A 19,983-nucleotide genomic window follows, 5' to 3' on the forward strand; every position below is an offset into this window, starting at 1 on the left:
GGGCTCAGTCGTAAATATTCTTCTTCTTCCAGTCTTCATCGCCTTCCAGGCTTTTCAGCCCCTCGGTCAGCTCGCTGGCGTCTTCGGCTGTCGGCTTGCCCATGTCCACCACCATGGCATTGGCGCGGGCGAGCTGAGCTTCGAACCTCTGCAGCAACGCTTGATAACGTGCGGTGTCGGTTTGCTTGCGCAGGTACTGCACGCCGCGCTCGAACGCCAGGCGAGCCTGGCCTGGCTGGCTCTGTTGCAGCGCTAGCTGGCCAAGGTTGCCGAACAGTTCGATATGCAACTGCACCAGCATGTGGCGAACTTCATTGACCCAGTGCTTGGCCTCCTTGGCAGGCAGGATGCCATCTTGAGTGCAGCGGGTGATTTGTCCGTGCAGGTTTTCCAGTTGAAAGCGCACTTCCTTGGCTTTGGCTTCGCTGCTGATTTGTTGTGGCGGGTTCTGTACCGGGATCGCATCGCCCTGGGCAATCAACTGGCGCAGTGTTTCGAGTTGCGCTTTGCTGTCGGCATCGCTTGGCTGCAATTGCACCAGGCGCTGGGTGAAGTGCATTTGCAGGTGGCTGAGCATGAGTTTCAGCTGGGGCGTCATCAGCTGTCCGGGCAAGGACTCGGATACAGTGGCGCAGCGACGGATGCGATCGTTGAGCTCGGTTTTGAAGCGAGCCTTTTCCAGCTTGTTGTTCTCGACCATGTGATTGACGTAGGCAATGGCAATCAATAGGGCGATGCCACCGACAATCAGCAGGGTAATTACCAGTGGGGACATTGGTACCGCCTCTCGAGTGCTGGTTTTCGTCGGAGTGTAGTGCCTTCGCCCCGAGGCTGATAGAGCAGCCTGATATTCTGACTTGAAGTCGTTGATTTTAAAAAAAAATTACAGAGAGGTTGACGACTCTGCAAAGGATCCATAGAATGCGCGCCACTTCCAGCGCAATGCTTTGTTGCAGTGAGTCGGGAGCCGGACAGTACATTGTAGGTTCCGGGTTGCGTCCCCTTCGTCTAGTGGCCTAGGACACCGCCCTTTCACGGCGGTAACAGGGGTTCGAGTCCCCTAGGGGACGCCAATTTCGTTGTTGATGCAGTTGTCATTGCGGGAATAGCTCAGTTGGTAGAGCACGACCTTGCCAAGGTCGGGGTCGCGAGTTCGAGTCTCGTTTCCCGCTCCAAATTATGGCCTACAGATGTTCACTGAAATTTGTAGGTTATTGAAAAAAGGGCCGAAAGGCCCTTTTTTCGTTCCAGCGAAATCGACTGGAAACCACTCCCCCAGGGCTTTTTAGTCCATTCTGCATTCAGCGTGCCTGCTCCGAGCGCCAGTTCAACGGCGAACCGGCGCGGCAGCTGGAACTTGCGCTATGTCCGCTCACTGTCGGCATGAGGTGTCAGGCCGTGTTTGAGCCGACGCGGCAGCTGCGTGAGTCTGCAACGGGCGCCTCATTGCGCGATGCACCTGGCGTGCTCTCGAACAGCTGGGTGTAATGCTGCCAGTCGTAGCTGACCTAGTCGCTATCAAGTAAATCGCGCATGACTGGCCATCAACGGCCTGCTAGAACAAGTTAGAACTCATGCCGGCCGAGGTGTCGACAGGTGCCGTCGCAACTGCCTGGGCAGGCGCAGCCACTGGTGCTGCGCCCTGTGTCACGCTCGACACGGCGCGCTACCTCGGGGTCGTCGGCGAAGGGGAGCATGCTGGCCTGATCGAGGTCGCGTTGGTTGCCGCGGGTGAGGCAGCTTTGCACGCCGAGATAAAACATCGTCACCGCGATCATCCACCAGAGCTCAGCCGGCATGAGCGGGTTCCGTTTCTTCGATAGCTAGCGTTTGCCTAGTGCGCAGGGTCCGCCAAGTGTTGAGGGCCATCAGCAGCATGCCGGCAAGGAAGCACAGGCCGCCAATCAGGCGCACCACATAACCGGGATGGCTGGCCTCCAGGGCTTCGACGAAGGAGTAGGTGAGGGTGCCGTCCTCGTTAACCGCGCGCCACATCAGGCCCTGGGCGATACCGTTGACCCACATCGAGGCGATGTACAGTACGGTGCCGATGGTGGCCAACCAGAAGTGCGCATTGATCAGTCCGATGCTGAACATCCGCTCGCGGCCGAACACCCTGGGGATCAGGTGGTAGAGCGAGCCGAAGGTGATCATTGCCACCCAGCCCAGGGCGCCGGCGTGCACGTGGCCGATAGTCCAGTCGGTGTAGTGGGACAGGGCGTTGACGGTCTTGATCGCCATCATTGGGCCTTCGAAGGTGGACATGCCGTAGAAGGCCAGGGATACCACCAGGAAGCGCAGAATCGGGTCTGTGCGCAGCAGGTGCCAGGCACCGGAGAGGGTCATCATGCCGTTGACCATGCCGCCCCAGGATGGTGCTAAGAGGATGATCGACATCACCATGCCGAGGGACTGCGCCCAGTCGGGCAGGGCGGTGTAGTGCAGGTGGTGCGGGCCGGCCCAGATGTACAGGGTGATTAGCGCCCAGAAATGCACGATGGAAAGGCGGTAGGAATACACCGGCCGATTCACCTGTTTGGGCACGAAGTAATACATCATCCCGAGGAAGCCGGTGGTGAGGAAGAAGCCTACGGCGTTGTGGCCGTACCACCACTGCACCATGGCATCTGTGGTGCCGGAGTAAATGGGATAGGACTTGAACCAGCTCACCGGAATGGCCAGATGGTTGACCACGTGGAGCATGGCGATGACCAGGATGAAGGCACCGAAAAACCAGTTGCCGACGTAGATGTGGCGTGTCCTGCGTCGGGTGACGGTGGTGAAGAATACGATGCCGTAGGCGACCCAGACGATGGCCATCCACACCGCACCGGTGAACTCGATTTCGGCGTACTCCTTGGTCGTGGTCAAGCCCATGGGCAGGGTTACCAGCATGATCAGGATGGTCAGTTGCCAGCCCCAGAAGGTGAAGGCGGTGAGCCTGTCGGAGAATAGCCGGGTCTGGCAGGTACGCTGCACCGCGTAGTAGCTGGCGGCGAATTGCGCGCTGCCGGCGAAGCCGAAGATCACCAGGCTGGTGTGCAGTGGGCGCAGACGGCCGAAGCTGAGCCAGGGCGTGTCGAAGTTAAGCTCCGGCCACACCAGCTGAGCGGCTATGAGTACGCCGGTACACATGCCCAGCACGCCCCAGACGATGGTCATCAGGATGAACTGGCGGACGACCTGGTAGTTGTAGGCCTGTTGAGTTGCAGCGCTTTGCATCGGAATAACCTTCCACACAGGAGGTGCGACGGGAGCCGCGAAAGTGCCGACACTGTAGAAGGAGCCATTTGCACAAAACAGACTCAGAAAGCGCTGCAACATGCGTATCAGTTAGCGGATTTCCAGGTATTTTCAGGCGCTAGAACTCACGAGAAGGGCGATCAGGCCGCTTGCCGGGTGTATGGGGATCCGATCCGGGTACCCGGCTCCAAGCCGCTGCATGCCGCTGCATGCCGCTCATTGCCGGAACGCGGTGGCGGATTAAAGCAGCCCCGCTACCAGCCGCCCGAGCACTTCCATGGCCTGTTCGCTGCGCGTGTCCCAGGGGTGCCCGTAGTTCAGGCGAGCGCAATGGCGGAAGCCCTGGCTGGCAGAGAAGATCGGCCCCGGCGCGAGGCTGATGCCCTGCGCCAGGGCCAGGCGCAGCAGCTGCAGCGAATCCAGTCGCTCAGGAAATTCAAACCACAGGAAGTAACCGCCACTAGGCCGGGTGACCCGAGTGCTGGCGGGGAAATGCCGCGCGGCGGAGGCGAGCATGGCGCCTTGCTGCATCTCCAGGGCGTGGCGCAGCTTGCGCAGATGGCGGTCGTAGCCGCCGTGCTGCAGATAGTCGGCCAGCGCCGCCTGGGCCGGCACCGAGGGCGAGATAGTGGTCATCAGCTTGAGCCGGCTGATTTGCTCGGCATAGCGTCCGCCGGCCACCCAGCCGACCCGGTAGCCCGGCGCCAGACTCTTGGAGAAGGAGCCACAATGCATCACCAGGCCCTCGCGATCGAAGCTCTTCACCGGCTTGGGCGGCTGGCTACCGAAGTGCAGCTCGGCGTACACGTCGTCCTCGATCAGCGGCACCTGATGCTGGCTGAGCAACTCATAGAGCGCCTGTTTTCTCGACTCGCTCATGCTGGCGCCGAGCGGGTTCTGCAGGCTGCTCATAAACCAGCAGGCCTTGATCGGGAGATGCTGCAGGCAGTCCGCGAGGACATCCAGGTCGATGCCTTCGCGTGGGTGCACGGGAATTTCCACCGCCTTGAGTTGGAGGCGCTCCAGCACCTGCAAACAGGCATAGAACGCCGGCGACTCGATGGCCACCAGGTCGCCCGGCTGGGTCACGCACTGCAGGGCAAGGTTGAGCGCCTCCATGGCACCGTTGCTGATAACCAGTTCCTCCAGCGGAAGCATCACCCCGCTGACCATGTAACGCAGGGCGATTTGCCGGCGCAGGTTGGCGTTGCCTGCGGTCATGTCAGCTATGACCTCGTGCGGCGAAAGCGTGCGCAGGGCGTGCGCCATGGAGCGGGCCAGGCGCGGCAGGGGGAACAGGTCGGGGCTGGGGAAGGCAGAGCCAAAGGGTACGGTGTGCGGATCCTTCAGCGAAGTGAGCACGGAGAACACCAACTCGCTGACGCCGACATCCGTGGTCTGCGCAGCGCGGGCGGCGAGTTCCGGTTCGTGCAGCGGACGCTGAGCGTGTTCGCGGACGAAGTAACCGGAGCGTGCACGGGCCTGAATCAGACCGCGATCCTCCAGCAGGTAGTAAGCCTGAAACACCGTGGACGGGCTGACGCCATAAGTACGGCTGGCGTGGCGTACCGAAGGCACCTTCTCTCCGGGGCCGACCACGCCGCTGCGGATCAACTCAGCAATTTCGTCGGCAAATTTCTCGTAGCGTTTCATCTTGTCCTGGTTCACCGGCGCAAAGGGGGTGCGCGGACACTTTACGGGGATCGGCATGGACATGGCAGTGTTCTCGGTTGATGAGTGATCACGGGGGCTTGCGGGCGACCCCACGCAGGGTCGCCCGCAACCCGGCCTCGCCAGCGGGGTTAGCGCGGCGGAGCAAGGAAGGTACTCTTGGTCGTGATGCGGTTATCCGGGGCGTTCTGATCCGCCACCTCAAAACGTAGGGTTTGCGCCCCCAAAGTCTTGCGCTCGGAAGTCAGCGCCACGCTTACAGGCAGGTCGCGGATCTCGCCCGCGGCCAGCCGCAGCGACTGCGGGCCGTGCAGTTCGAAGTCGCCCGGCTCGGCCAGAGAGATGCTGTAGCGGCGTGCCTGCTGGGTTTTGTTGATGATTTTCAGGCTGTAGATATTTTCGATCTGCCCGGCATCGTTCTCGCGAAACAGGCCGCGATCCCGGGTCACGTCCAATGACAGCAGTGGCCGCTCCGCCAGCGCCCAGGCGAAAGCACCGATCATCACCAGCAGCATCGCCGCATAGCCGATCAGGTTGGGCCGTAGCCAACGGGTGCGGCCGCCGGCCAGTTCACGCTCGGAGCTGTAGCGTACCAGGCCGCGCTCGTAACCGAGTTTGTCCATCACGCTGTCGCAGGCGTCGATGCAGGCACCGCAGCCGATGCAGTCCAATTGCAGGCCATCGCGAATGTCGATGCCGGTGGGGCAGACCTGCACGCATAAGGTGCAGTCCACGCAGTCGCCCAGGCCTTCAGCCTTGTGGTCGGCGTCTTTCTTGCGCGGGCCGCGGCTTTCGCCACGGGCGGCGTCGTAGGAAATGATCAGGGTATCGCTGTCGAACATCACACTCTGGAATCGCGAGTAAGGGCACATGTCACGGCACACTTTCTCGCGCAACCAGCCGGCGTTGAGGTAGGTGGCGGTGGTGAAGAACAGCAGCCAGAACGCCGTGCCGGCACCCACTTCCAGGGTTAGCAGGTCACTGCTCAGTTGACGGATCGGAGTGAAGTAGCCGACGAAGGCCAGTGCGGTGATTAGGCTTACCGCCAGCCACAGACCGTGCTTGGCGCCACGGCGTAGCACTTTCTGCAACGACCAGGGCGCGGCGTCGAGCTTGATGCGCTGGCTGCGGTCACCCTCGGTGATCTGCTCCACGCGCATGAAGATCCAGGTCCAAACACTCTGTGGGCAGGCGTAGCCGCACCAGACGCGGCCAGCCAGTACGGTGATGAAAAACAGGCCGAAGGCGGCGATGATCAGGATGGCCGAGAGCAGGATGAAATCCTGCGGCCAATAGGTGGCGCTAAAGATGTGGAACTGACGTCCGCCTAGATCCCAGAGCACGGCCTGGCGACCGCCCCAGTTTAGCCAGGCGGTGCCGAAGAACAGCGCAAACAGCAACCCGGCACCAAGTAGGCGCAGGTTGCGGTAGCGCCCGATAAAACTGCGAGTATGGATCGGCCCGCCGGCCTGAGCTGGAGTCAGGCGGATGGGCTTGGCGGCATCGATGCTCTCGATGTGCTGGACGGGAATACGCTCGGTCATGGTTTCTGCCCTCATCAGGCGTTAAGCAGGCTGGTGCCATGATCGGGGCACGACTGGTTGTAAAACAGGCTCAGGTTTTCATTAAAAAAGCGGATCAGATGGTGCGGGAAATGGCTCTCTTGCTGCGCTGTTTCATCGTGAAGGCCGCGGCTAGCGGGGCCTCGGTGGCCGCGGCGAGATTGTTTGTTGGCCGCCAATGAGGGATTGACTGCGACATATCACCGCGCCGCGGCTAACGGGAGGCGGCGCAGCAGGCCAGGGTGAATTCGAACGCGCAGCGAGCAGTCCGCCGCCAGCCCGACCTTCCGCCCCGCGTAGTGCCGCGTGAATTCGCCCACCGATGTCTGATCCGCTTTTTTTAGTCATTTCTGCCGCTGTTTCCAGTGCATGCCCGGCGGGCATAGTCGTCACCCCACGACGATGAGGACGCCACCGATGTATCACTACGACGACTATGACCGCGCACTGGTGCGCGAGCGCGTCGCCCAGTTCCGCGACCAGGTGGAGCGGCGCATCGGCGGCGAGCTGAGCGAGGAGGAGTTTCTGCCGCTGCGCCTGCAGAACGGCCTGTACCTGCAGAAGCACGCCTACATGCTGCGTGTGGCGATTCCTTACGGCACCCTGTCGGCGGATCAAATGCGCGCGCTGGCGCATATCGCCAGGCTCTACGACCGTGGCTACGGGCACTTCACTACGCGGCAGAACATCCAGTTCAACTGGATCGAACTGGAGCGCGTTGCGGATATCCTCGACTGGCTGGCCGCACACGACATGCACGCCATCCAGACCTCCGGCAACTGCGTGCGCAATATCACCACCGAAGCCTTTGCCGGTGTTGCCGCCGACGAGTACCTGGATCCGCGCCCGTTGGCCGAGATCCTGCGACAGTGGTCGACGATCAACCCGGAATTTCTCTTCCTGCCGCGTAAATTCAAGATCGCCCTGTGCGCCGCTGCTGAGGATCGCGCGGCGATTCAGGTGCACGACATCGGCCTGCAGCTGTACCGCGACGAGGCGGACGAACTGCTGCTGCGCGTGCTGGTGGGCGGCGGCCTGGGACGCACGCCGATCATCGCCCAGCAGCTGCGCGAAGGCTTGCCTTGGCAGGATTGCCTGTCCTACGTCGAGGCGATCCTGCGCGTGTACAACCGCCATGGTCGGCGTGACAACAAATATAAGGCGCGGATCAAAATCCTGGTCAAGGCGCTGGGCATCGAGGCTTTCGCCGCAGAGGTGGAGCGCGAGTGGCAGCAAATCAAGGACGGCCCGGCGCAACTCACCGAGGAGGAGTACCAGCGTGTCGCCGCCTCCTTTAGCCGGCCGGACTACGCCGAACTGACCGCCGTCGATCTGGATTTTGCTACTTGCCTGGCGCGCGACGGGGCATTCGCTCGCTGGGTCGAGCGCAACGTGAGGGCGCACCAAATGCCGGGCTACGCCAGCGTGCTGTTGTCGACCAAGCCGGGTATCAGTGCAGCGCCCGGCGACGCTACTGCCGAGCAGATGGAGCAACTGGCCGACTGGAGCGAGCGCTATGGTTTCGGCGAGATTCGCGTGGCCCACGAGCAGAACCTGGTGCTGCCGGATGTGCGCAAGAGCGACCTCTACAGTCTTTGGCGCGAGGCCAGCGCTGCTGGTTTGGGCACCGCCAATGCCGGACTGCTCACCGACATCATTGCCTGCCCGGGCGGCGACTTCTGCTCGTTGGCCAACGCCAAGTCGATCCCCATCGCCCAGGCCATCCAACAGCGCTTCGACAGCCTTGATTACCTGCACGACCTGGGCGACATCAGCCTGAACATTTCCGGTTGCATGAATGCGTGCGGCCATCATCACATTGGCAACATCGGCATCCTCGGTGTCGACAAGAACGGCAGCGAGTGGTATCAGCTGACCCTCGGCGGCAGCCAGGGGCAGCACGCGGCGCTGGGCAAGGTGATCGGCCCGTCGTTCGCCGCCGAACAGGTACCGGCGGTGATCGAGCGCATCGTGCACACCTACGTCGATTATCGCGAAAGCGGCGAAGGCTTTCTCGACACCTACCAGCGCATCGGTCTGGAGCCGTTCAAGGAGCGGGTCTACGCGGAGGTTTCGGTATGAATAACCTGATCCGCTTGGTCGAGAACCAGGCCCGGATAATCGAAGACGATCCCTGGCAACTGTTCGAGGCGGGCAGCACCTCGGACGCGCCGCTGATCCTGTCGCTGGCGCAGTGGCGCGAGCGGCAGACGCCGGCAGTACTGGCCGGGGAGGCGATGAGCCGCGACGCCTTGCTGTTACAGGTGGGCGACGAGCCAGAAGTGCTCCAGCCCTGGTTTGCCAGCCTGCCGTTGATCGCCATCGACTTTCCCAGCTTTCGCGACGGCCGCGGCTACAGTCAGGCCTACCTGCTGCGCACGCGCCTGGGCTGGCGCGGAGAGTTGCGTGCGGTCGGCGACGTACTGCGCGATCAGTTGGCGCATATGCGCCAGTGCGGTTTCGATGCCTTTGCCGTGCGCGCCGACAAGTCGCTGGCGGATGCGCTCAAGGGTCTGGCCGGGCTCAGTGTGCTCTACGGCCGCTCGGCCATCGAGCCGCGACCGTTGTTTCGCCGCGAGCGCCTCAAGGGAGAGCAACCGTCATGATGTTGCGTGGTCTGTTCTGGCTGGTGCTGCTGCAACTGCTCGGCGTGGCCCTCAACCAGTGGCTACTGCCCATGCTGCCGGGTGCGATCATTGGCCTGCTGTTGCTCGCCGTCTGGCTGATATGGCGCGGCGCGGTGCCCGAGCCGCTGCAGCAGGCGGCTAGCGGGCTGCTGCCCTATCTGCCGTTGCTGCTGGTGGTGCCAGCCGCCGGAATCATGACCAGCAGCGACGTGCTGTTCGGCGAATTGCCGGTGATTGTCGCGGCGTTGGTGTTGTCGCTGCTGGTCACGGTGCCGTTCTGCGGCTGGTTATTGCAGACCCTGGCCCGGCGTCAGGAGCGTGGCCGATGAGCGGGAACATTTGGCCCAATCTGATCAACCATCCGCTGTTTGCCATCGCGTTGACCCTGGCCGCCTTTCAGGTGGCGATGTGGCTGTACCGGCGCAGTGGCTGGCTGGTGCTGCAGCCGGTACTGGTGTCCATGCTGCTGGTTGTCGGCATCCTGCTGCTGTGCGGGCTGGACTACGCCACTTATCGCACGGGTGCCGAGCCCATTGCCCTGCTGCTCGGCCCGGCCACCGTAGCCCTGGCGGTGCCACTGCAACACAACATCAAGCGCATTCGCCAACTGTTCTGGCCGATCATGATCACCTTGCTGGCCGGCGGCGGGCTGTCGCTGACGCTGACCCTGGCCATCGGCTGGCTGCTGGGTGCCGATTGGGTGGTGCTGATGAGTCTTGCACCTAAATCGGTGACCATGCCCATCGCGATGCCGGTGGCCGAGCAGATCGGCGGTATTGCCTCGCTGGCGGCGGTGCTGGTGATGCTCACCGGGGTGATCGGCACCGCACTCGGGCCGTTGCTGCTGGGTTGGGCGAGAGTCGAGCACCCGGCTGCTCGCGGCCTGAGCTATGGCATGAACGCCCACGCCATCGGCACGGCCCATGCCCTGCAGGAGGGCGAGGAGTGCGGCGCCTTCGCGGCTCTTGCGATGAGCCTTTTAGGGATACTCACCGCACTTGTGCTGCCGGCAATGTTGGTTATATGAGTTGCCGAGTCGCGATGAGACACCTGTCTTGGATATCGATGGGAGTAACTGCCGGTTGCTATATGCGATCAGGGGAGCCTGAGTCCATATACGCGTACGGCCGAATGCGCGGGTTTCCTCTCTCTGGCGCAACGCCAGCAACCCGGCTGGGCCGCCGACCCCGAACAATAGTCCCCCCGCAGCGCTGAGGGCCGTCCGCAGGATTGCCTTTCCCCGCTCGCGTAACTGTTGCTTCGTGAGAATGCCAGCGTTGTAAGGCTCTCCATTCCCGGTCTTGTGCGTATCGATCGACGGCGAGCGGTTGGCAGATCGAGACGCCGTTCCGAGCCCCAGTCTGGCCACAATTGATCCCGATCAATGTTGGCCATTGGCTTCCCGTAGGCACAGCAAAAAAGACCCCTGACTCGCTTTTTTTGCGCACATCTGACGCTTTTTTAGGCGCAGACGAGAGCCGATGATCTCGTCTGCCCGAAGCAGCACTGATGAGTGCCCGTCATGACAGAACGAATTCCGACTCCGGTCATTGAGGCCGCCGTCACCCCCAAGCGGGTGTGTCTGGCACCGGTAAAAGCTGGCGAGCTCATTCATGTACGCAGCGTCGGAGATCTGCTGTTCGCACTGTCTTCAATCCCCAGACGGGCAACGCCGAACGCAGTCGAGGAGCGGTACGGACTGCGTGATTAATTTTTCTCCGTAGATTCCTGATTTGAAGTGGATGGCCCATGAAACGCCAACGCAGTACGTCCGTTATTACCAGTATTTGTGAGAAGCACCTGCTCATGGTGGTGCTCTTCATGGTTTGCAGTTTGTCGCTGCAGGCCAGGGAGTACGAGGCCGAGCAGCAGCGAATCGAGCTGTTTTTCCCGAGCGTTACCCAAGCCTCCGAGCCCGAAGGCGACCATCAGGTACGCACGCTCAGCGATGGTGCGGGCACTGTTTACGGCTATGCCTATCAGAGCATTAACGTCGTCGACATGCCGGCGTACTCCGGCAAACCGATGAATATTCAGGTGCTGCTCGACCGTGACGGCGCCATCGTCGATGCCTATGTGCTGGAGCATCACGAACCTATTCTGCTGATCGGCATTCCCGAGCAGAAACTGCATGATTTCACCGCGAAGTACGCGGGCGTCAAGGCCGATCAGCGCGTGGTCGTCGGTCGCTCCAGTGACGAGAAGGCGGTCACCGTCGATGCCGTGACAGGCGCCACCGTAACCGTGATGGTGGCCAACGAGATCATCATGCGTTCGGCCCATGAAGTGGCCGCGTCCCTTGGCTTGGTCAAGAACAACATCGACGCCAGACAGAAGCCGGCGATCGTCCGCGACGATGTCTACCGCTCCGCCAGTTGGGCGGAACTGAGCGGCAATGGCGCGATCCGCCGATTGCACCTGACCAATGGCGATATCAATGAGGCCTTCAATGGCACGGCGGCCGAAGGCGTCGACGAGGCGCCAGCCGAAGAAGCCGCCGAGACCTTCATCGACCTCTACGCCGCCCACCTGAACCCGCCGACCATCGGCCGCAACCTGCTGGGCGATAACCAGTACCGCTTCGTAATGGAAAACCTCCAGCCGGGCGAGCACGCCATCGCAGTGCTGGGCAGCGGCGAGTATTCGTTCAAGGGCTCGGGGTATGTGCGTGGCGGCATTTTCGACCGGGTGCAGGTGCGCCAGTTCGGCAATATCCACAGCTTCCGCGATACCGACTTTCAGCGGCTCAACGATGTGTACGCCGAGGGCATGCCGGACTTCAAGGAAATGGCGATCTTCATTCTCCGCGAAGAAGCCGGTTTCGACCCGGGCACGCCGTGGACACTGGAGTTGCTGGTGCGCCGCCAGACCGGCCCGGTGGAGGGCATCTTCACCAGTTTCGAGTTGCCCTACCAGCTTCCCGAGGACTATATCGAACGCCCGCAACCGAGCGCCGAGGAACTGGCCGCCATCGAGGAGGCCAATCGGCCGATGTGGGTCAACATCTGGTACGCGAAAAGCTTCCAGATTGGCGTGATCCTGCTGGCGCTGGCGCTGCTGACCGTCATTCTCTTCCTGCAGGATAAATTCACCCAGCACCCCAGGCTCCTGAAGCGCCTGCGTCACGGCTACCTGGTCTTCACCGTGGTGTTCATCGGTTGGTACGCGCTGGGGCAGCTGTCGGTGGTCAACGTGCTGACCTTCGTCCATGCGCTGGTGCAGGACTTCCGCTGGGAACTGTTCCTCACCGACCCGGTGATATTCATCCTCTGGGTATTCACCGCCGCAAGCATTCTGCTCTGGGGCCGTGGGGTGTTCTGCGGCTGGCTATGCCCCTTCGGCGCGCTGCAGGAGCTGATCAACGAGGCGGCACGCAAGCTGAAAATCCGCCAGTACGACGTGCCCTTCGGCGTTCACGAACGGCTCTGGGCGATCAAGTACATCGTGCTGCTGGTGCTGTTCGGCATCTCGCTGGAATCGATGACGATGGCCGAAAAAGTCGCCGAGGTGGAGCCGTTCAAGACCGCGATCACGCTCAGGTTCGACCGCCAGTGGTGGTTCGTCGCCTACGCCGTGCTCCTGCTGGTGATCAACCTCTTCACCCGCAAAGTCTACTGCCGCTACGTCTGCCCGTTGGGCGCAGGCCTGGCGATCACGGGGCGCTTTCGTCTGTTCGACTGGCTCAAGCGGCGCAAGGAGTGCGGCAACCCCTGCCAGCTCTGCGCAAACGAATGTGAAGTACAGGCAATTCATCCGGACGGGCATATCAATCACAACGAATGCCACTACTGCCTGGATTGCCAGATGACCTACCACAACGAAGACAAATGCCCACCGCTGATCACGAAAAACAAGCGGCTCAAGCGCGGCAAGCAAGCGCCGGCCGGGTCCCAGCTGATCCCCGTGCAAGCGGTGGAGCCGCAACGCTAGGCACCACCCTTTATCTGACTATTTCCAATCACGCCCCCTAAGGAGCAGAGCATGAGCGACAAGGCAAAAGGCAACCCTGAATTACTGGAAAAAAACGGCCTGAGTCGCCGCGGCTTTCTGGGTGCGACGGCGGCGACCGGTGCGGCGGTTGCTGCCACGGCATTGGGTGGCGCGGTGATGAGCCGCGAAACCTGGGCGGCGGCAGTGAAGAACCCCCAGTCCAAGACCCACGTCGGCCCCGGCGAGCTGGACACCTACTACGGGTTCTGGAGCGGCGGCCACCAGGGCGAAGTGCGCGTAATGGGTGTGCCGTCCATGCGCGAAATCATCCGGATTCCTGTGTTCAACCTCGACCCGGCCACCGGTTATGGCCTCACCAACGAAAGTAAACGTGTGCTGGGCGACAGTGGCAAATGGATGATTGGCGACTGCCACCACCCACACCTGTCATTGACCGACGGCAAGCATGACGGCAAGTACCTGTTCATCAACGACAAGGCCTGCAGCCGCGTCGCACGTATCCGTCTGGATGTCATGATGACCGACAAGATCGTCACCGTGCCCAATGCGCAGGCCGTGCACGGCCTGCGTCTGCAGAAGGTGCCGTATACCAAGTACGTGTTCTGCAACGCCGAATTTATTATTCCGCACCCAAACGACGGCCTGAATATCGCGCTGGACTCTGAAGACAGCTTTACCGTGTTCAACGCCATCGATGCCGAATCTATGGAAGTGGCCTTCCAGGTCATTGTCGACGGCAACCTGGACAACTGCGACGCCGACTACACCGGCAAGTACGCCGCCTCTACCTGCTACAACTCCGAGAAGGCGTTGGATCTGGGCGGCAGCATGCGCAACGAGCGCGACTGGGTCGTGGTATTCAATATCCCGGCGATTGAGAAAGCCATCAGCGATGGCAAGTTCGTAGCCTTGGGCGACAGCAAGGTGCCCGTGGTCGAAGGCCGCAAGGCGAAGATTGGTGACACCAACACCACCCGTTATATCCCCGTACCGAAGAACCCGCACGGCTGCAACATGTCGCCGGACGGCAAGTATTTCATCGCCGCCGGCAAGTTGTCGCCAACTTGCACCATCATCTCGACCGCGCTGTTGGATGAGCTGTTTGCCGGCAAACTAAAAAACGAGCGTGATGTAGTGGTTGGGGAGCCGGAACTGGGCCTGGGCCCGCTGCACACCACCTTCGACGGCCGTGGCAATGCCTACACCACGCTGTTCATCGACAGCCAGGTGGCCAAGTGGAACATAGAAGAAGCCATCCGCGCCTATAACGGCGAGAAAGTTAACTACATCAAGCAGAAGCTCGATGTGCATTATCAGCCCGGGCACAACCATGCCACGCTGACCGAGTCCAGCGAGGCGGATGGTCAATGGTTGGTGGTGTTGAGCAAGTTCTCCAAAGACCGGTTCCTGCCGGTTGGCCCGCTGCATCCGGAGAACGATCAGCTGATCGATATCTCCGGCGATGAAATGAAGCTTGTGCACGACGGCCCAGCCTACGCAGAGCCGCACGACTGCACCATGGCTCGCCGTGATCAGATTCACCCCAAGAAGATCTGGGATCGAAACGATCCCTACTTCGCCGAAACCGTGAAGATGGCCGAGAAAGACGGCATCAACCTGGAGACCGATAACAAGATTATCCGTGTCGGCAACAAGGTCAGGGTCTACATGGTGTCGATGGCGCCCAGCTACGGCATCAACGAGTTCACCGTCAAGCAGGGCGATGAAGTCACCATCACCATCACCAATATCGACAAGATCGAAGACCTGACCCATGGCTTCTGCATCGTCAACCAAGGCGTAACCATGGCAATCGGTCCGCAACAGACGTCCTCCATCACCTTCAAGCCGGAAGGGGTAGGTGTGTTCTGGTACTACTGCAACTTCTTCTGCCATGCGCTGCACATGGAAATGAACGGGCGGATGATTGTCGAGCCGGCGTAATCGCGCCGCACTGCAATGGACGATGTGCTTCAACCCTGCACTCCCCGGCGTTTCCGGGGAGATGTTCCAGTGAAACAAATTGTCTGGACCATAATGAGGCGTTAATGAAACTTTCGACAGTCAGACCCTATTGTCACCAGGCAACCGGGTTATTACTCATTCTTTCCAGTTGCGCCACGGCGCAGCCGCAAGCCATTACAGAATTGCCTTTGGAGCCCGCTAGCAACAACCAATGGTTGCTTCCGGCCGGGGAGTATTCCGGTCAATTCATCATCGCCCGGCCGATGCATTTACGTTGCGCAGCCGGAGCCGTTTTCGATGCGCAGGGCCAAGGCAACGCGCTGGAAATCGCCGCGGCTGGCGTCACGCTGGAAGGCTGCTCGATCCGCAATACAGGTCGCAACCTTACCGAGATGGATGCCGGGATCTTCATCCGACCCGATGCTGACGGAACGCTTGTCCGAGGCAACCGCATTGACAGTGCCGGGTTCGGCATATTTTCCGATGCAGCCAGTAATGTGCGCATTCTGGACAACCGGATTCGAGGCGATGACAGCGTGCGCTCGCAGGATCGTGGTAACGGGATTCACTTGTTCCAGGCCACCGGCGCGCTCGTCTCGGGGAACGAAGTCAGTCATACCCGGGATGGCATTTACATAGACAACTCCAATCGCAATGTTTTGGAAAATAACACCCTGCACGACCTGCGTTATGGCGTGCATTACATGTACTCGCAAAACAATCAGTTGTTAAACAATCGTACCTACCGCACCCGCACCGGCTATGCACTCATGCAGAGCCGCATGCTGACGGTTGTCGGCAACCGATCCCGCGAGGATCAGGGTTACGGGATTCTGATGAACAACATCACCTATTCGACTCTGGAGAATAACCTGGTCACCGATATCAGGGCGGCGACTACCGATGCCGGAGGGGAAATCAGGGGCAACCAAGGCAAGGCATTATTTATCTACAACTCGCTATTCAACGCGATTGAAAACAATCATTTCCAGAACAGCACTTTGGGTATCCATCTGACCGCCGGTTCGGAAGACAACCGTATCTCGGGTAACGCCTTTGTCGGCAACCAGCAGCAGGTCAAGTACGTGGCCACTCGTACGCAGGAGTGGTCGGTCGATGGGCGCGGCAACTACTGGAGCGACTACCTGGGCTGGGATCGCGACGACGACGGCTTGGGCGATATCGCCTACGAGCCCAACGACAATATCGACCGCCTCCTGTGGCTGTACCCGCAGGTGCGCCTGCTGCTGAACAGCCCGAGCATCGAGGTGCTGCGTTGGGTGCAGCGTGCGTTCCCGGTGATCAAGTCGCCGGGGGTACAGGACAGCCACCCGTTGATGAAGCTGCCTACCGAGGTGCTGGAAGCAGGGCCGCGGGTGAACATAACGCAGGAGCTCAGCTCATGAGTGCCGTAGCGATCCAGGGCGTAAGCCATAGTTACGGCAACATGACCGTGTTGCATGATTTGAACTTGAACCTGGGCGAAGGGGAGGTGCTGGGCCTGTTCGGCCACAACGGCGCCGGCAAGACCACGACCATGAAACTGATCCTTGGCCTGCTGCAAGCCAGCGAGGGGCGGGTTCAGGTGCTCGGGCGCGACCCACGGGCCAGCGATGTCCGCCGCCAGTTGGGCTATCTGCCGGAGAATGTGACGTTCTATTCGCAGCTCAGCGGTCGCGAGACGTTGCGGCACTTCGCTCGCCTGAAAAGCACGCCGCCGAGTCAGGTCGACGACCTGCTCGAGCAGGTCGGTCTTGGTCACGCCGTGGATCGCCGGGTCAAAACCTATTCCAAGGGCATGCGTCAGCGCCTCGGCCTGGCCCAGGCGGTGCTCGGCGAGCCGCGCCTGTTGCTGCTCGACGAGCCGACGGTCGGCCTCGACCCCATCGCCACCCAGGATCTGTACCTGCTGATCGATCGCCTGCGCCAGAGCGGCACCAGCGTCATTCTCTGCTCCCACGTGCTGCCCGGCGTGGAGGCGCACATCAACCGCGCGGCGATTCTCGCCAAGGGCCGCCTGCAGGCCATCGGCAGCATCGAGCAGCTGCGCAGTGAGGCCGGTTTGCCGGTGCGCATCCGTGCCAACGGCGTCAGCCAGAGCGAATCCTGGCTGGAGCGCTGGAACACGGCGGGTCACTCGGCGAGGCGGTACGGTGAGGATGCTGTCGAGGTGGTCGCCATCAACGGCCACAAGCTGCCGCTGTTGCGTGAACTGCTGGGGGAAAGCGAGCCGGACGACGTGGAAATCCACCAGCCTTCGCTGGAAGACCTGTATCGCTACTACATGGAACGCGCCGGCGATGTTCCGGCGGCGGAGGGTCGAGTATGAATCAGGTTTGGAATATCGCCCGCAAGGAACTCAGCGACGGCCTGCGCAACCGTTGGTTGCTGGCCATCAGCTTATTGTTCGCGATGCTGGCGGTGGGCATCGCCTGGCTCGGCGCGGCCGCTTCGGGGCAGGTGGGGTTTACCTCGACCCCGGCGACCATTGCCAGCCTGGCGAGCCTGGCTACCTTTCTGATGCCGTTGATCGCGCTGCTGCTGGCCTATGACGCCATCGTCGGCGAGGACGAGGGCGGCACCCTGATGTTGCTGCTGACCTACCCGCTGGGGCGTGGCGAGATTCTGCTCGGCAAGTTCCTCGGGCATGGGCTGATTCTCGCCCTCGCCGTGCTGATCGGTTTCGGCGGCGCCGCACTGGCCATCGCCGTGCTGGTCGATGACATCGAACTGGGTCTGCTGCTCTGGGCCTTCGCTCGCTTCATGATTTCCTCGACGCTGCTGGGCTGGGTGTTCCTGGCGTTTGCCTACGTGCTCAGCGGCAAGGTCAACGAGAAGTCCAGTGCCGCCGGCCTGGCGCTGGGCATCTGGTTCTTCTTCGTGCTGGTGTTCGATTTGCTGCTGCTGGCTCTGCTGGTGCTTAGCGAGGGCAAGTTCAGCCCCGAGCTGCTGCCCTGGCTGCTCCTGCTCAACCCCACCGACATCTTCCGGCTGATCAATCTGTCCGGCTTCGAGGGCGGCAGCGCCATGAGCGTGCTGTCGCTGGGCAGCGAGCTGCCGGTGCCTGGCGCGGTGCTCTGGCTGTGCCTGCTGGCTTGGGTCGGAGTATCGCTGCTGCTGGCCTATGGCGTCTTCCGTCGTCGTCTGACCTGACTTTCACGAAATATAAGGAAATCACGCTATGAACGCTTTGTATCGCATTGGTGCCAGCAGCGTCTTCGCCCTGCTGCTGGTTCTTGGTCTGGCCGGCTGTGGCGAAAGCGAGGAGGTTAAACAATCGCTCGACCCGGTGGCTTTCCACGACAGCGACGAATGTCACGTCTGCGGCATGATCCTCGCGGACTTCCCCGGCCCCAAGGGGCAGGCGGTGGAGAAGGGTGGGGTGAAGAAGTTCTGCTCCACCGCCGAAATGCTCGGTTGGTGGCTGCAGCCGGAGAACCGCCTGCTCGACGCCAAGCTCTACGTACACGACATGGGCCGCAACGTCTGGGAGCACCCGGACGACAGCCACCTGATCGATGCAACCAGCGCCTACTACGTGGTCGGTACGTCACTCAAGGTTGCCATGGGTGCCCCCCTGGCACCCTTCGCCAACGAGCAGACGGCTCAGCGCTTTGCCGAGGAGCATGGCGGCCGTGTGCTGCGTTTCGACGACCTCGATCAGGCGTTGCTGCAGAAAGCGGCGAGCATGCAGCATGGCGGCATACGCGGGCAGATGCCCGGCGATGCACAGAGCGCACAAGCAGGGCACTGAGCCTTCCACAGCCCTATATGCGCTATAGGGCGGCCAACACAACTTTAACCCCCCGAAATAACCACACCTCAACAGATGCCCGGCCACTTCGAAAAAGTGCAGCGGGTGCTGAGGGAACGGGTGTTTTTGGGGTGTTCTTACAACCTCACTAAGCTTCGGGGCAGATTCCATTGCCCCAAGGGTGTTTCGTCCCGGAGGGGAACCCATGCAACTTGTTTGCCCAGCCGGCAGCCTGCCTGCCCTCAAGGCCGCCGTCCGCCAAGGCGCCGATGCCATCTATGTTGGTTTTCGCGATGACACCAACGCACGCCACTTCGCTGGCCTCAATCTGGATGAGAAGCAGCTGCAAACCGGCCTGGAGCTGATCCGCAAGGAAGGCCGCCAACTCTTTGTGGCGGTCAATACTTACGCCAAGCCGGGCGGTTGGCAGCGCTGGCAGCGCGCGGTGGATCACGCCGCCGAGCTGGGCGTGAATGCGCTGCTCGCAGCCGACCCCGGCGTGCTGGCCTATGCCAGCAAGCGCCATCCGGATCTCAACCTGCACCTCTCGGTGCAGGGCTCGGCGACCAACGCCGCTGCCCTGAGCTTCTACCAGCAGCGCTACAACATCCGCCGCGCCGTGCTGCCCCGCGTGCTGTCGCTGGCCCAGGTGCGCCAGGTGGCGGAGAAGAGCAAGGTGGCGCTGGAAGTTTTTGCCTTCGGCAGCCTGTGCATCATGGCCGAGGGACGCTGCCACCTGTCGTCCTACCTGACGGGCGAGTCGCCCAACCTGTGCGGCGTGTGCTCGCCGGCCAAGGCGGTGCGCTGGCAGGAAGATGCCGAAGGCCTCAGCTCGCGGCTCAATGGCGTGCTGATCGACCGCTATGCCAAGGACGAGCCGGCCGGCTACCCGACCCTGTGCAAGGGCCGCTTCCTGGTCAATGGCCAGCGCTTCCATGCCCTGGAGGAGCCGACTAGCCTCAATACCCTCGACCTGATTCCGCAACTGGCCGCCATAGGCATCGAGGCGGTGAAGATCGAAGGCCGCCAACGCAGCCCGGCCTACGCCGAGCAGGTCACCCGGGTTTGGCGCGCCGCGCTGGATGCCTATGCGCGTGCGCCGCAGAGCTTCAGTGTGCAGCCGCAGTGGCGCAGCGCGTTGTCGACGTTGTCCGAGGGTAGCCAGACCACCCTGGGCGCCTACCACCGTTCTTGGCAGTGAGGAGTCATC

At 61.6% G+C, this 19,983-nt stretch carries 16 protein-coding genes and 2 tRNA genes; 13 read left to right on the top strand and 5 right to left on the bottom strand.

Features of this window, described 5'->3' with window-relative positions; all coding sequences use genetic code 11:
* Positions 1-4: 4 nt before the first annotated feature.
* Positions 5-775, bottom strand: a complete 771-nt coding sequence (locus P8H27_RS03260) for a hypothetical protein (protein WP_289635179.1) — start codon at positions 773-775, stop codon at positions 5-7.
* 222 nt (positions 776-997) lie between these two features.
* On the opposite strand from P8H27_RS03260, the gene P8H27_RS03265 reads away from it, so the two are divergent.
* Positions 998-1,073 (top strand) — tRNA-Glu (locus tag P8H27_RS03265).
* Between the two features lie 26 nt (positions 1,074-1,099).
* Positions 1,100-1,175 (top strand) — tRNA-Gly (locus P8H27_RS03270).
* A gap of 390 nt (positions 1,176-1,565) precedes the next feature.
* On the opposite strand, the gene P8H27_RS03280 is transcribed toward P8H27_RS03270, so the two are convergent.
* The 4 genes from P8H27_RS03280 to ccoG form a co-directional block, all read right to left on the bottom strand.
* Positions 1,566-1,763 carry a cbb3-type cytochrome c oxidase subunit 3 gene (locus P8H27_RS03280; RefSeq protein ID WP_374761324.1) on the bottom strand — a complete coding sequence of 66 codons (198 nt, stop codon included), beginning with the start codon at positions 1,761-1,763 and terminating at the stop codon, positions 1,566-1,568.
* Between the two features lie 25 nt (positions 1,764-1,788).
* Positions 1,789-3,222 (bottom strand): cytochrome-c oxidase, cbb3-type subunit I, encoded by a 1,434-nt coding sequence (ccoN, locus tag P8H27_RS03285; RefSeq protein ID WP_289635181.1) that lies wholly within the window; start codon positions 3,220-3,222, stop codon positions 1,789-1,791.
* 261 nt (positions 3,223-3,483) lie between these two features.
* Complete coding sequence (mapR, locus tag P8H27_RS03290) at positions 3,484-4,896, bottom strand: GntR family transcriptional regulator MpaR (protein WP_289635218.1); 1,413 nt, start codon at positions 4,894-4,896, stop codon at positions 3,484-3,486.
* Between the two features lie 149 nt (positions 4,897-5,045).
* Positions 5,046-6,458, bottom strand: a complete 1,413-nt coding sequence (ccoG, locus tag P8H27_RS03295; RefSeq protein ID WP_289635182.1) for a cytochrome c oxidase accessory protein CcoG — start codon at positions 6,456-6,458, stop codon at positions 5,046-5,048.
* 435 nt (positions 6,459-6,893) lie between these two features.
* On the opposite strand from ccoG, the gene P8H27_RS03300 reads away from it, so the two are divergent.
* The 11 genes from P8H27_RS03300 to P8H27_RS03350 all read left to right on the top strand — a co-directional run bounded on the left by P8H27_RS03300 (position 6,894) and on the right by P8H27_RS03350 (position 19,974).
* Entirely contained in the window at positions 6,894-8,558 is a 1,665-nt protein-coding gene (locus P8H27_RS03300; protein WP_289635183.1) for a nitrite/sulfite reductase, read from the top strand.
* Complete coding sequence (locus tag P8H27_RS03305; RefSeq protein WP_289635184.1) at positions 8,555-9,082, top strand: DUF934 domain-containing protein; 528 nt, start codon at positions 8,555-8,557, stop codon at positions 9,080-9,082. The genes P8H27_RS03300 and P8H27_RS03305 overlap by 4 nt, the downstream gene beginning before the upstream one ends.
* Entirely contained in the window at positions 9,079-9,432 is a 354-nt protein-coding gene (locus tag P8H27_RS03310) for a CidA/LrgA family protein (RefSeq protein ID WP_289635185.1), read from the top strand. The genes P8H27_RS03305 and P8H27_RS03310 overlap by 4 nt, the downstream gene beginning before the upstream one ends.
* Positions 9,429-10,130 carry an LrgB family protein gene (locus tag P8H27_RS03315; RefSeq protein ID WP_289635186.1) on the top strand — a complete coding sequence of 234 codons (702 nt, stop codon included), beginning with the start codon at positions 9,429-9,431 and terminating at the stop codon, positions 10,128-10,130. The genes P8H27_RS03310 and P8H27_RS03315 overlap by 4 nt, the downstream gene beginning before the upstream one ends.
* 779 nt (positions 10,131-10,909) lie before the next feature.
* Positions 10,910-13,033 (top strand): transcriptional regulator NosR, encoded by a 2,124-nt coding sequence (gene nosR, locus P8H27_RS03320; protein WP_374761325.1) that lies wholly within the window; start codon positions 10,910-10,912, stop codon positions 13,031-13,033.
* A 51-nt stretch (positions 13,034-13,084) separates the two neighbouring features.
* Positions 13,085-14,998, top strand: coding sequence for a TAT-dependent nitrous-oxide reductase (gene nosZ, locus P8H27_RS03325; protein WP_289635188.1), 1,914 nt, complete (start codon positions 13,085-13,087; stop codon positions 14,996-14,998).
* Between the two features lie 104 nt (positions 14,999-15,102).
* Complete coding sequence (locus tag P8H27_RS03330; RefSeq protein ID WP_289635189.1) at positions 15,103-16,425, top strand: nitrous oxide reductase family maturation protein NosD; 1,323 nt, start codon at positions 15,103-15,105, stop codon at positions 16,423-16,425.
* A complete protein-coding gene (locus P8H27_RS03335; protein WP_289635190.1) occupies positions 16,422-17,348 on the top strand; it encodes an ABC transporter ATP-binding protein in 927 nt (308 codons plus the stop codon). The genes P8H27_RS03330 and P8H27_RS03335 overlap by 4 nt, the downstream gene beginning before the upstream one ends.
* The gene (locus tag P8H27_RS03340; RefSeq protein WP_289635191.1) at positions 17,345-18,172 is read left to right on the top strand and encodes an ABC transporter permease; all 828 of its coding nucleotides are present in this window, start codon (positions 17,345-17,347) and stop codon (positions 18,170-18,172) included. Before P8H27_RS03335 ends, P8H27_RS03340 begins: the two co-directional genes overlap by 4 nt.
* A 28-nt stretch (positions 18,173-18,200) precedes the next feature.
* Positions 18,201-18,773: a nitrous oxide reductase accessory protein NosL gene (locus tag P8H27_RS03345; RefSeq protein WP_289635192.1), complete on the top strand. Its 573-nt coding sequence runs from the start codon at positions 18,201-18,203 to the stop codon at positions 18,771-18,773.
* A 205-nt stretch (positions 18,774-18,978) separates the two neighbouring features.
* Positions 18,979-19,974 (top strand): peptidase U32 family protein, encoded by a 996-nt coding sequence (locus P8H27_RS03350; protein WP_289635193.1) that lies wholly within the window; start codon positions 18,979-18,981, stop codon positions 19,972-19,974.
* The last annotated feature ends 9 nt before the right edge of the window (positions 19,975-19,983 follow it).

The organism is Pseudomonas sp. sp1636, from assembly GCF_030376615.1.
Taxonomy (GTDB): Bacteria; Pseudomonadota; Gammaproteobacteria; order Pseudomonadales; family Pseudomonadaceae; genus Aquipseudomonas.